Raw genomic sequence first — 13,335 nt, forward strand, 5'->3', positions numbered from 1 at the left:
AGCGCTCGTCATTTACCGACCCAGCCGGTGCTCCCGTTTCCACTCTGTTTGACGTAGAACGTCGTTCCAGCGCCACCTCCGTAATTTTGGTAGGTCGAACCGACCGGCGCCATTTCGCGTTTCTCGGGACTGCCGGAGCCAACTAGTTGAAGCGGGCTGAGTGCCACGCCTCCAGTGACGTATGGGTTGGCGAATTGAGTTGTGGCAGCACCTGTAACGCTGGCCAGGGTAACGAAGAACTGGAACCAGTTCTGCGATTTGTGGACCGCCACGAGTTTTCCGGATCCAAGAGATGTAAGCGTGAAGGTTCCGCCCGTGAGGCGTGCTCTCAACGTCGAACCGGAGTTGTTCAAAGCTCTAAAGTCCACGAATGGTGGTGTCGTCACATTTGGCAGATAGGCATTGAGATCCGTAGCAACCAAAGCAGCGGCATTAACACCAGTTGCCGCCACGCCCTTGAAGAGTGAAAACTCGTTCAGACTGCTGGTCACGTAACAATCACGAAAATGTATGGTACCGACCGAGACAGGACCACCCGGTCGGTTGAATCTAACGCCGGCCTTGACGCCTTCAACGTAAGTCACGCCGCTCACGACCAAGTGCGCGACGCCTGTACCTTCCACGGAAACGATGCTGTCGAGGAGGTAAAAGTTACCGTCGTGCAGCCCGGCCGTGCCTAGGTAACCCAGGGTCCTGATACCGATTGGGGTCCGAGCGAGTTGAAGACGTGTCGAATGGAACAGGCTTGTGTCGGTGGTTTCGATTGCGGCAAGGACGGCTTGGTGAACTCTGACGTTGACCATGCCCATTTCTTCGGACTTGCGTATTCGCAAAGGGGTCTGGGCTATATTGAACCCATCGATGACTAGGTTCTGTATCAGGTTCTGGTAGATGAAATCCGTTCCATTCCCCACATCGATACCCCCGCTTGGGTGAGTAAACCTGAGCACGGACGAACCGGAGGGATCGCCAACAAGGGACGAGTAACTCGTCAACATCTGGAGTCGCGTCGCAGACGGAATCAAATAGGTCCCGGCTGGTAAGACAACAGAACCTCCTCCCGCAGCGCGAAGTGCTGCGCTAATGGCAGCCGAATCGTCGGCAATGCCGTTTCCGACGGCACCATAGTCTTTGGCATTGACGGGTTCGTTTGCGCGAAGTGCGTACTGGACCGAAGGATCAGTCGCGGCTGAGACTGTTGAGCCGACTCCGGCAGCATGAGCTGAGCCTGCGTTAAGAACCAACAAACCTTCGCTCGCGGCTGCGGCCGTTGCCAAAGGGAGGAATTTAAAAATCCCTCGACGTCCTATGCCGGTATTGCGTTCGGTTACCGAGCCATCCAGATTCTCTTTGCTATTACTCATGAAGACACCCCTATTCACTGGTTCCCGTGAGGTAGCTATCTCGGGCGGCTGTTTGGAGGAAACAACATGGGCCGATGAACCTGGCGGACTGGGAAGAAAGGTCTTACTCGCCAACTCATTAATTAGTGGCGGACATCCCGGGCAAGAATTGAACTTCATTCTTGAAACGGTATTCCATCACAATTTGAAAATAGTGTGTAATGTGGTCCTTAACAACAGTATTAAGTACTCGAGTTAGTTGCGCATGATGCGCGTTTACTACTTGGCGTACTTGCATCTATTCATCGGAGAATACTTGTACTACTTGCATTGGCTACTCGGATCATTCGCGTCACCTACTCGTGCGGAGCTCCGGGTCGTGCCAGGGCGGTAAGTGGCACACTTCGCTTGAGGGAGTGCAGGCTGTGGGGCTGTGAATCCCTGCCCTCGTCAAGAAGTCCCGCAATGAGGTCGGTCGGGTTACGGAGTCGCGGCAGAAGTGCAACGCTACTCGAGCCGGCCCTTCCTGACGTGGGCGGGACCTGCTTAGGTTTCTCAGTACACTTCCGGTGGCGCACCCCGATTCGCTGGCGCGGGGAGCCCACTGCTCGGCCAGTCTGAAAATCTGTACTAGGAGAGGGTGTCCTGCCGGTTGTGGTTACTTCAAAATGTGCCGTCAACACTAGGTGTCCCGGCTGATAATTCTCCGTTTCTCCCGAAGATCTGCCATCATGTGCCCGGTAAATTTGAAATCAGCGCCCATTTCTCATCCGAATAAATTGGGAACTTACCTGCGGCACGTGGTAGTTTGGGCATCCGGTGTCGGGGCTCCTAATATGAAAGTTTCACAGGAATTCGCTTGCCCATGGAAGCGCGGCCTCAATTCGAGGGATGAGATTGAATATCAAGAGATCCAGTAGTTGCCCGTGGAGCGTGGCAGAGACTGACGTGCACACATTTCTTGCCCAGCCGCGAATTAGTCTGAAGCGTGGGTGCATTGCCTTGCGAAGTGTAGAAGAGTCGCACGACTGGCTTCCCTTTGCAGGTTTCAGATGAGAAGTGCACGCCAAAACGGAGCGAGCGTGGGTTCGTTTACAGGGCAAGTATGACGATATCGGGGAACTGTTTGAGTGCTCGCAGTGAATGGGTCAGGACCGCGGGTCGCTCTGGAGCTATACAGGGACCTGGGAAGTCCCTGGCTACCCATTGCCGGGGAAACACTGCAGGTGGTCGACCGAGCGCTGCATTCGAGCCCGTCCTTATTGCCTAGCTCCGGAGGCGAGGAAGATCCACTTCCAGCAAGTTTGTCAACCCTTTTTAGTTGAATACTTAGTACCTGCCGACAGGATGCTTTAAACCTGCCTAAATGATGCATGATAGCGTCAAAATAGCCGAGCGTAATCATATGACTAGCCGAGTCTACATGTGTTGCAACATCGGTTATACGGCATGATCTAATAACGGTGAGCGAACCGATCGCCTCGGCTCGCCCTCTGTTGGATAATCGCTCACGAAAATATTGGGGAACCCCGTGGAGTTGCGTACCTACCTGCACGTCATCCGCAAGCGCTGGATTTCCATACTGCTTGTCACGGCCTTGGCCGTTCTCGTGGCATTGGGACAAACGTTAACCCAGACGCCCACCTATGACGCACATTCACAATTGTTCGTCTCCGTCAAGGGCGGCAATTCGGCAACTGATGTGACGCAGGGAAACATGTTCGCGCAGAACCGCGTAACGTCTTATGTAAGTCTCGCTACGAGCCCCCGCGTCCTCCAAGCCGTCGCGGATGACTTAAACCTGCCAGGTGGATCAAGGAAACTGGCAGGTCGCGTTGCGGCCTCGGCGCCCCCACAAACAGTACTCATCGACATCACGGCTTCCGACGCAGACCCCGAATTGGCAGCCAGGATAGCCAACTCCACGGCGGACGAACTCATCAAAGGCGTGGCATCCGTAGAGGATGTTTCGTTGGTGAAATTGAGCGTCTTTGAACGGGCAGAGCCACCCGTCAGTCCTTCTTCACCTCGGCCCATGATGAACCTGATTCTTGGCTTGGTTGCGGGGTTGCTCCTTGGCCTTGGCTTGGCGTTCATACGTGAAGTTCTCAATACACGACTGCGGACACAGGATGACATCGAGCGAGTCGTCAGCGCAGGTATTCTAGGCACTTTCGTCGGCGATCCTTCTTTGGAAAAGACCCCTGTCCTTACTCAGGGAGACCCATACAGTCCTCGGGCAGAGGGCTTTCGTCAGCTGCGAACTCACTTGTCATTCACGAACCTCGGTGGCGGGCACCAAAGCGTCGTTGTTTCTTCGTCGATCCCAGGTGAAGGGAAAACGTCCACCGCTGTCAATTTGGCGATTATGCTCGCTGAAAGCGGTACGCGAGTTCTTCTCATCGATGCCGATTTGCGGCGGCCGCGTGTGGCCAACTACCTGGGCTTAGAAGGTTCCGTGGGGCTTACTGGCGTCCTTACGGGAAGCGTGGCGCTCGAGGATGCAATTCAGACATGGGGCCCGGCTGGCCAGCTTCACGTTTTGGCGTCGGGGCGTTTGGCGCCGAACCCAAGCGAGTTGCTTGGGTCTTCGACCATGGACAAGCTACTTACTCATTTGGAATCTGAGTATGAAGTGGTCATTATCGACGCCCCTCCTTTACTCCCGGTCACGGACCCTGCTGTTCTTGCGGCGAACGCCAGTGGCATCCTGCTGGTTGTGAGTGTTGACGGTCGAACCAAGAAGGCCGATTTGGCCAGGGCTGTCACAAATATTGAAGCGGTTCGTGCCCGCATGTTGGGCGTGGTGATCAACCGCCTCCCGGCAACCAAAGGTGATCACAACTACTACGACTACAAGCCTCAGGTCGACAAAGGCAAGAGGCGTTCGACTGAAGGCAGGAACCGGCAGGAAATGCGCCACGGCAGTCTAAGGCCGTAGCCGTTTCCTGTACGCTTCGTTGCCCTCGCATCCAGTCCACAATGCATGGCGCATCGAACCCCGACGCAGACTTCAATCGTCAGTGTCGGATTCACCAAGCTTTCAGCGCTCACGATTCTACGGACCAGGTCAGTCCGGACTTGCACAACATTGGGGATAGTCGATGAAACACAACAACCGGATCAACACCGTTAGTGACTTTATGGGGACCCCCTCGACGGACCTCGCTCCCCAAAGCAGTTCGCATTTGACCTCGTTCAGCCACCGCCTTCAATTTGGCTTGGATGCTGTGTCTTGGGTTATCGGGCTAATTGTCGGTGTTTTCTTCCGGTACGAGTTTGATGGAAGCCAGATGAGCCTCCCTCCGTTGCTGGCCGTTAGCGTGGCTCTGGTCATCGCCCAACTCCTCATCGGCTGGCTATTTTGGCTTTACCGGGGTCGGTACACGTCGGCAAGTTTTGAAGAAGCTGCGGCCCTGCTTGTAACCGTTATTTCCGTTGCCATGCTCGTTGGCATTCCCGTAGTCTTCCTCGGCGAGAGCCTGGGGATTCCCCGCAGCGCAACGCTCATGGCACTGCCCTTGGCTTTCCTCCTCATGGGTTCCTCGCGCTACCTTCGCCGCCTGAACTCGGACCGCCTACTCAAGCCCCAAACGGACGCAAAGCGCACGCTCATCTACGGAGCAGGTCACATGGGCCAACTGTTGATCCGGAATATGTACGCTGACGCGCATTCCGGTTTCCAGCCTGTCGGTCTCATCGACGACGACCCTTCGAAGCGCAACCTTAGGCTCGTGGGTGTCCCCGTCCTGGGTGACAGCAGCCGGCTTTCGCAGATCGTCAATGAATCCGAGGTTGAAGTCCTGATCGTCTCGATAGCCAGGGCTGATTCGGAACTCCTCCGATCTATTTCCGATGCGGCAGCGGCCTGCGGCATCCAAGTCAAGGTACTGCCGACTTTAAGCGAGATCATGGAAGGTAGAGCCGCGCCTGCGGACGTCCGTGACATAGCCATTGAAGACCTCATTGGACGGCACCCCGTGGACACCGAGGTCGCCTCTATTGCCGGCTACCTTAAGGGCAAGCGTGTTCTCGTGACTGGGGCTGGCGGTTCCATCGGGTCTGAGCTCTGCCGCCAGATCGTCAGATTCGAACCGGCCGAATTGATGATGCTTGACCGCGATGAGTCCGGACTTCAAAGCGCGCAGATATCCATTGCCGGGCACGGACTCCTGGATACCAAAGACGTCGTCCTTGCCGATATTCGTGATCCGCTGGCATTGGACGAAATTTTCCGGGAGCGACAGCCGGAGGTTGTGTTTCATGCGGCTGCGCTCAAGCATTTGCCGATGTTGGAGCAATACCCGGGTGAGGCCTGGAAGACCAACGTCCTCGGCACCCTCAACGTACTGAACGCAGCTCGTGAAGCTGGTGTTTCGACCTTCGTCAACATCTCGACTGACAAGGCCGCCGATCCGACTAGTGTGCTTGGGCATTCCAAGCGACTTGCTGAGCAGCTTACCGCTTGGGCTGCAGCCAATTGTGGCGGAAGATACCTTTCGGTGCGCTTCGGAAACGTCATCGGAAGCAGGGGATCCATGCTTCCGACGTTCCAGACACTCATCGCCGCTGGCGGGCCGCTAACCATCACTCATCCTGAAGTTACCAGGTTCTTCATGACGATTCCCGAGGCATGTCAGCTTGTCGTGCAGGCGGGCGGCATCGGTAGCCCGGGAGAGGTGTTGATCCTGGACATGGGGGAGCCGGTTCGGATCCAGGACGTCGCTGAGCGGATGATTGCAGCCAGCGGCAAAAACATTGAGATCGTCTACACCGGCCTGCGTGAAGGCGAGAAGCTTCACGAAGTCCTTGTCAGCCACAACGAATCAGATGTGCGTCCCATCCATCCCAAGATCTCCCATACGATGGCCGCCCAGTTGAAGCCCGAAGATCTCGACGTCGAAGAGTGGTATCAGCTTTTTGCGGATGACCTGGAAACAGGACCGAATAAACTCGTTTCGAAGGGGCCAGCGTGAGGCTTGAGTTCGCGGCGGCGGCTCTGGGGCTGGTGGCCAGCCTTCTAGCGCCCTACGCGGTCCTGCCCCTGCTACGGCGATTGGGTGTCGTTGACATCCCATCAGCCCGTTCCTCGCATTCGTCCCCGGCTATCCGTGGGGCTGGTCTAGCAACCCTTGTTGGCTTCATAAGCGGTGGTCTGGTCATCTTGGCGGGAGGTCGTACGCCGGAGCTAGTCATTTGTGTTCTTCTTGCATCCGTGGCAGCGGCGGGCGCTGGCTGGCTGGAGGACTTCAAAGGGATTTCCATTAGATATCGGGTGGCGAGCCAACTGGTGATCGGGCTTTCCGCCGCGGGGGCCGTGGTTGCCGTTTCCGGCGCGGAATCGTGGATCATCCCGCTCGGAGGGCTGTTCATAACCGGGTTCATAAATGTCGCAAATTTCATGGATGGAGTCGACGGAATCTCGGGCCTCAACGGTGCCGTTTTCGGTGTGGCTTACGCGGTGACTGGAATGCTGACGTCGCAGCCCTGGCTGACTGCGGCAGGATTGGTACTTGCTGCCGTATATGCCGCCTTTTTGCCTTGGAATCTTGGGCGTAATCGGATATTCCTTGGCGACAGCGGCAGCTACTTGCTCGGCGCAGCAGTTTCTGTCATGGCATTTGCAGCGTTCTGCTCGGGAGCGCCGCTCCTCGCAATCCTTGGGCCAATAGCCATCTACCTGGCAGACGCGTCGTACACGTTGCTGTCCAGAATTGCCGGGGGCAAGCGTTGGTATGAATCCCACCGTAGCCATATCTACCATCAGCTCGAAGACCTCGGCCTGTCTCACCTCCAAGTCGCCGGCATCGTTGCTGCTGGTAGCTCCGCCACAGGTGCACTGGGAATACTTGCCGCCCGGGCTGCGCCTTGGACAGCGATGGTATATCTGGGCATCGGTGGGGTGCTGATCGCAGGCTATCTCATGACCCCGGCAGCGATCCGACATTGGACAGGCAATCGTCATGCCGACGTGGGAAGGAGCCGTCTCGATGGCTGACTGGATTGTCGTCGGGGGCAGCGGATTTGTTGGCGGCGGTATCGTCGACATCCTGGCGTCTTCGGGCCACGGCGTCTTGAAGCAAGTCGCCCCACGTGTGCTGGCTGATCCGAAGTGGTCTGCTCAGGAGGTTCTAGCGGAAGCTTCGAAGCACGTCGAGGAGATCGCGGCGCTGGCAGCCTCATTTGCGGACAAGGATGTTGTGGTTAACGCAGCTGGACTTGCTACCCCAGGTGGCGGCCGGAGCCTGGAGCTTTTTGGCGCCAACGCGGTCTTGCCAGTCCTCATCTGGCTGGCGGCAAAGCAGGCCGGTGTCCGGACGTACGTCCACATAAGTAGTGCTGCTGTGCAGGGACGGCGGCCCGTGCTTGACGGTTCGTGGGATCATCAACCCTTCTCACCTTATTCAGTTTCCAAAGCCCTAGGCGAACGAGCCCTGCGATTGCTCATGGATCAGACCCTCACGAGGCCGTTGACAGTCCGGATCGTCCGGGCCACGTCGATTCAGGACCCTAGCCGAAGCACTACGCGGAGTCTGATCAGGTTCGCGCGTTCACCGCTTGCCAGCGTGGCCGCGCCTGGTTCCGCACCGTCACCGGTGTCCAGCCTTGGCGGTCTAGCGGAGTACGTGCTCGCCGTAGGCGACGCGCCGGAACGTGTGCCGACTGTCAGTGTGCAACCGTGGGAGGGACTGACCGTTCGCGATGTTGTACTCCAGCACGGGCACAAAGAACCCCTCCAGCTGCCTCCTGCGTTGTGCCGTTTGATGCTCAAGGTTGGTTATTGGCTTGCGAAATTCGGCTCACCCAAAGTGGATAGCGTCGTCCGCAGGGCGGAGGTGCTGTGGTTTGGCCAGCGGATCAGCCAAGCGTCCGCCAGCCAATCCATTGGCATTGGGGAATGTACTTCGGCGGCAGGGGAGCGGGCTCAGGAATGAAATCCACGATGGACATTTTTTTCATTCAGACTACTGACATATCGGTTAGCTCCCAGTTAAGCGGCCAGATGGGTTACCTGCAGCGTCGGGGATTGCGCGTTGCCGTTGCATCAAGCGATACCGGTCTTCTGAGTTCCCTCGCCGAGCGGGACAACGTGTCGTCTCACGTCTTGCCGATTGAACGTGACCCGTCGGTGTTGTCTGATCTGCGCGCACTTTGGCGGATTTTTAGTCTCATCCGAAAGCTCCAACCTGATGTCATTGTGTACGGCACACCGAAGGCCTCGCTGCTGGGTGCAATCGCTTCCTGGGTGCTGCAGAAGCCTCGGCGCATTTACTGTGTCTACGGTCTTCGGTCCGAGACCATGACCGGCGCCAGCAAACAGATGATGCTTCTCATTGAGAAAACAATCATTAGGCTTTCCACGGACGTCGTGGCTGTCGGCCACGCTCTGAGGGAGCAGATGATCCAGGCAGGGCTCACGGCTGACGTCACAGTTTTCGGCAAGGGCTCTGCCAACAGCATCGATCTGGAGAGCTATAAGCTAAAGGGGACAGACCCCGAACTGCGCTCGTCATTCCGCGCGGACCAGGATATCCCTGGCGATGCCAAAGTTGTAGGCTTCGTCGGCCGCATAACAGCGGACAAGGGCATCGACGCGCTTATGGACGCAATGCAGGCTCTTAGGCAGCATCTGGATGACGTCCACCTCGTACTGGTTGGACCGGACGACGGGATCGAATCGCTACGCCCAGAGACAGTAACTGCGTTCGATGAGCCCTGGGTACACAGGACGGGCAACTTGGACGATACTGCGACGGTGTACGCGGCATTGGATCTGCTGTGCCTTCCGTCCCGCCGTGAAGGCCTTCCGACCGTACTTCTGGAAGCAGCGGCTTCCGGGACCCCAATCGTGGCAACCGATGCCACGGGGGTACGTGATGTGATTCCGCATCCGGGATGCGGGAAGGTTGTGGCCATCGATGACACGTCGGCACTTGAAACCGCACTACGCATGGTCTTGACAAACCCTGAGGAGGCCACGGCAATGGCTCTCAATGCCCAGGCTGTAGTGTTCCGCGACTTTGACCGGGAGCGGCTTTGGAACCGCCAGTACCACTTTTACACCGGCGACCAGAACACTCGGACCAGCAGTTTGATGACCAGAAAGCAAAGATAGGCCATGATTTCCTCACTCATCACTTTTGCAGCTGAGATCGGACCCACCCCATGACTGCCAGTCAGCGTAGGGTCTTCTATGCCACGGAAGCGCGTTTGCACCGCGGCTTGGATGGCCGTGTTTACTCGGATGCTTCGCAGGACTGGTACGAGAACCATCTGCTGTGGCTGAACAGCTTCGACGAAGTCATCGTTGTCGCCAGGGTCGAAGACATTCCTCGGAACAGTGGCCGCCTCGTTGAAGGCGACGGTGTCAAGGTCCTTGCAGTCCCCTCGTATCAGGGAGCAAGGGGCATGGTGACCCGATTCATGCAGATACGCAAACTTGTGCGCCGGTTGTCCACGGACCCCGGTGCTGTTTACGGAGGCCGGTTTCCCGGTGTAATCGGTGGAATCACCGTTAGCGCCGGTCGCCGACTGGGAGCCCGGACGTTCGCACACGTGGTGGGCGACCCCTATGACGTCCTCAAGGCCGGTGTAGCGGGGAAGCCAGGAGTCAAGTTGGCATGGCTGGCGAAATTACTTGTCGCGCGGCAAGTTTCCAGGGTCGATGGCGCAATCTACGTCTCCGAGAGGACGCTGCAACGCCGATACCCGGTGCGCGCAGGTGCGGCATCGCTCGTTCGAAGCGGGGTTGCCATTAGCGACGGAACCGTTGCTGCGCAACCGAAAGTCGCTCACGCTGATCGGGAGGGCCTCATCGTGGTCGCTGTCGGAACGCACAACCAGATGTACAAGGGCCACGATCTCCTGATTCAGGCAGCGGCCCAACTCCTACGCAAGGGTCACAGCATTACCCTGGAGCTTGTCGGCGGAGGCGCGAAACATCGGGTACTTGTTGAGCTAGCTAGAGACCTGGGCATCGATAAACATGTCACTTTCCATGGACACGTTGAAACGCCCGAGGAAATACGCGACATCCTGGACCGTGCTGACCTTTTTGCCATGCCATCCCGCACTGAAGGTGTCCCGAGGGCGCTCATTGAGGCGATGGCCCGGGGTCTGCCTTGCATTGGTTCCGACATAGGCGGAATCCCGGAATTGCTTCCACCGGGTTGCCTCTTTACCTCAGGGTCCGTTGAAGAACTAACCGGGCTGCTCCACTCAGCACTTAACAACCATGAGTGGATGACACAACAGGGGGCCACAAACCTGGAGCATGCTCGTCAAATTATCGATTCGCTTGACCCGCAAAGGGTTATTGACTTTTTCAGCCAGCTCGACTCTGCCCCGAAAGCACTGGCAAGATCATGACGGTGGCTGAAAAGAGCGGCCCTACGGTGGCCCACATCCTCGGATCCGTCGACCGCGGTGGTGTCGAGATGCGGATGCTTGAAGTAGCCCGAGCCCTGCCTGCGGCCGGTCCGAAACTTACAATGGTCACACTCACCGGGCGGGAAGGGTCCCTAGCGGGCGACTACAGAGCGGCGGGGGCCACAATTGTCCCTTTACGTCTCTCCAGCCCTTGGTTTGCATTGAAGTTCGTCCGGTTTCTCCGAGGCAACCGCATCAAAGTCGTCCACTCGCACGTTCATCTTGCATCTGGATTCATCCTCGCGTTGGCAACCCTTGGTGGCGCCCACATTCGGATCGCTAACTTCAGCAGCGACGGACGGCCCCACGCCGAACAGTCGCTGCTGGCGCGGGCAAAGTATGCGGTTATGCGTTGGCTGCTTAACCAGTTCGCAACCGACATCATTGGAATCGCACCCTCAACGCTAACGGTGGCTTGGAAGAAAGATTGGGCGAACGACCCACGTTGCCGTGTCTTGATGACAGGTTTCGACCTGGAAAAGTTCTCCACCGCCGGTACCACCGACATCCGCGATCAGCTTGGGATCGCCCCGTCCGAACCCTTGATTCTCCACATAGGTCGCGCTGACATCCCCACGAAGAATAGAGATGGGGCCATTCGGTTCTTCGGTGAGTACGCTAAAGCACACCCGCGGGGAGCTTTGGTTTTTGTAGGTCGAGATGGAGCTGACGAGGTCCAGTCGACAGCAAATCGGGCTCGTTGGCTGTCGATATCGGAGCAATTAGATGTCACGGACCGTGTTCATTATGCCGGTGAACGCATGGACGTCCCGGATCTGCTGGCATCTGCAGATCTTCTGTTGTTCACTTCTACGTTGGAGGGCCTGCCCGGCGTGCTGGTAGAGGCACGCGCGGCTGGTACGCCCGTTATTGCATCTGATGTTGCAGGGGCCGTTCATCTCGCGCAGCATGTCGGAGGGATAAAGCTTCTGTCATTGCAAGCTGACGTATCCGCTTGGGCAGATGCCATCGCCGAAGCACTAAGCGACAGGCCAACGCCTGAAACCCGGGAGCTGGCCCGCAAAGAGTTGTACGGTTCTGAGCTGGATATTGAGGTTGCCGTCGGCCACTTCCGCAGGCTGTGGTGCGCGTGAGGCTCCAGACACGGACTACGCATTCAATTCTGCCGGACGAGGTCTTATCCCGAACGAAACTCCACGGAGCCGTACTTGCTCACCTCGGAAGCGCCACCCTGATCTGTCTGCTAGTCCTTGCACCAGTATTCGAGCAGGCCCCCATCCAAACGGTGGCTATCATCTCGCTCTTACTCGCGGGTGCCCTGGGCTACTTGGTCGCCAAGTCACTCTCCGATGGCGTTTGGTCATTTCCGTTCCTGTACTTCTTGATACTTTGCCTTTTCCACCTGGGATTGTTCGTCTCCCCGGCCCTTGACAATGGACGGATGGCGTCATTCCTGGATGGAACGTGGACAGGTTGGTACAGCGACCCTGTGATGATCCGGGCCGCTTACCTCATCGACCTTGGCTTATTGAGCTATGCCACGGCGATAGGGTTTGTCGCATGGCTTTCCAGTAACTCCGGTACCAAGATGCGGCCCTCTGAACTGCAAGAACATTCATCTGACCGATCCATGCGGGACGCGATTGTTGACGTGGGCGGACTGACACTGTCAGTGGCGGTCGCAAGTTGGTTGTTTGTTTGCTATACGCAGCTCGGTCCATTGTTCTTCCTCAACAGCTACGGCGAATACCTGGAGGCAACTTCCGGAAATTCCGTGGGCATTATCTATTTCGGAATTACCATCGGATCTGCGCTTATAGCGCAGGACACTACTCGGCTAATCTCGCGGACGGGTCTAGTTTTCTTGTTCGCATTCTTGCTGCTTGCCCTGCCCATGGGGCTACGCAGTGAATCTCTCTTCCCCTTGATCGCGGCCCTTGCTGTATTCATCCGCTGCAGGAAGACACCTTCTTTCGCGTCAATGGTAGTCTGCGTCCTCATCGGATTGGTCGCGATCTCCGCAGTACAGCAGGTCCGCAGCCAAGGGCTCGGGGACACCTCACTTCACGAGGTATCCGCTTCGCCGATCAAGGCTATTGAGGAGATGGGCTACTCTGCCCGGGTTATTGTTACCACTATTGGCTGGCACGAAGCCGCGCACGAACCGTACATGGCTGGCGCCACCTATGCAGCTCCCCTGGAGCGCGGGCTCGCGGGAATTCTCGGCCTGCCCAGGGAAGATGCTGAAACGGACTTTCGTTTGATGAACGCAGAGATCGCCCACCGTGTAGGGCCCATCGGTGGTTCAATCATTGCCGAAGGACACCACAATTTCGGAATCCCCGGCATACTGCTCGCCTTGGCACTGGCTGGCTTCCTGGCCTCCCGCCTCTGCATCATTCCGCCGCGTCCCGTCCCCCTGGCTTTCCTCGGCGTTGCCGCCTCGCTCCTGCTGATGCACGTGAGGAATTCGTTTGCGCCCATCTTCGCATGGGGCACGGGCGGGGTTGCACTCATCCTCCTCGCTATAGGGCTGAGTTGGCTTAAAGGGCGCAAGGTACATTGAGACGTCTGCTTGCCGCCACCCGTTCCGGGTCAGGAA

General features: G+C 57.4%; 9 protein-coding genes. 8 read left to right on the forward strand and 1 reads right to left on the reverse strand.

Annotated features, from left to right (window positions below; all coding sequences use genetic code 11):
- Positions 1 to 8: 8 nt before the first annotated feature.
- Positions 9 to 1,364 (reverse strand): glycosyl hydrolase family 28-related protein, encoded by a 1,356-nt coding sequence (locus tag KSW38_RS18505; protein WP_305799014.1) that lies wholly within the window; start codon positions 1,362 to 1,364, stop codon positions 9 to 11.
- 1,510 nt (positions 1,365 to 2,874) lie between these two features.
- Here KSW38_RS18505 and KSW38_RS18510 point away from each other — a divergent pair.
- From KSW38_RS18510 to wzy, 8 genes are all read left to right on the forward strand, one after another.
- A complete protein-coding gene (locus tag KSW38_RS18510; protein ID WP_216926410.1) occupies positions 2,875 to 4,284 on the forward strand; it encodes a tyrosine-protein kinase domain-containing protein in 1,410 nt (469 codons plus the stop codon).
- Between the two features lie 352 nt (positions 4,285 to 4,636).
- Positions 4,637 to 6,319: a polysaccharide biosynthesis protein gene (locus KSW38_RS18515; RefSeq protein WP_254186680.1), complete on the forward strand. Its 1,683-nt coding sequence runs from the start codon at positions 4,637 to 4,639 to the stop codon at positions 6,317 to 6,319.
- On the forward strand, positions 6,316 to 7,341 hold the full coding sequence (locus KSW38_RS18520) for an MraY family glycosyltransferase (protein ID WP_216926411.1): 1,026 nt from the start codon (positions 6,316 to 6,318) through the stop codon (positions 7,339 to 7,341). The genes KSW38_RS18515 and KSW38_RS18520 overlap by 4 nt, the downstream gene beginning before the upstream one ends.
- Positions 7,334 to 8,278, forward strand: a complete 945-nt coding sequence (locus KSW38_RS18525; protein ID WP_216926412.1) for an NAD-dependent epimerase/dehydratase family protein — start codon at positions 7,334 to 7,336, stop codon at positions 8,276 to 8,278. Before KSW38_RS18520 ends, KSW38_RS18525 begins: the two co-directional genes overlap by 8 nt.
- An 8-nt stretch (positions 8,279 to 8,286) precedes the next feature.
- A complete protein-coding gene (locus KSW38_RS18530; RefSeq protein WP_216926413.1) occupies positions 8,287 to 9,459 on the forward strand; it encodes a glycosyltransferase in 1,173 nt (390 codons plus the stop codon).
- Between the two features lie 50 nt (positions 9,460 to 9,509).
- Positions 9,510 to 10,712 (forward strand): glycosyltransferase family 4 protein, encoded by a 1,203-nt coding sequence (locus KSW38_RS18535; RefSeq protein WP_216926414.1) that lies wholly within the window; start codon positions 9,510 to 9,512, stop codon positions 10,710 to 10,712.
- A 2-nt stretch (positions 10,713 to 10,714) separates the two neighbouring features.
- The gene (locus KSW38_RS18540; protein WP_216926415.1) at positions 10,715 to 11,866 is read left to right on the forward strand and encodes a glycosyltransferase; all 1,152 of its coding nucleotides are present in this window, start codon (positions 10,715 to 10,717) and stop codon (positions 11,864 to 11,866) included.
- The gene (gene wzy / locus KSW38_RS18545) at positions 11,863 to 13,299 is read left to right on the forward strand and encodes an O-antigen polysaccharide polymerase Wzy (protein WP_216926416.1); all 1,437 of its coding nucleotides are present in this window, start codon (positions 11,863 to 11,865) and stop codon (positions 13,297 to 13,299) included. Before KSW38_RS18540 ends, wzy begins: the two co-directional genes overlap by 4 nt.
- Positions 13,300 to 13,335 lie beyond the last annotated feature (36 nt).

The sequence above is a fragment of the Paenarthrobacter aromaticivorans genome (genome assembly GCF_019038615.1).
GTDB classification, from domain to species: Bacteria; Actinomycetota; Actinomycetes; order Actinomycetales; family Micrococcaceae; genus Arthrobacter; species Arthrobacter aromaticivorans.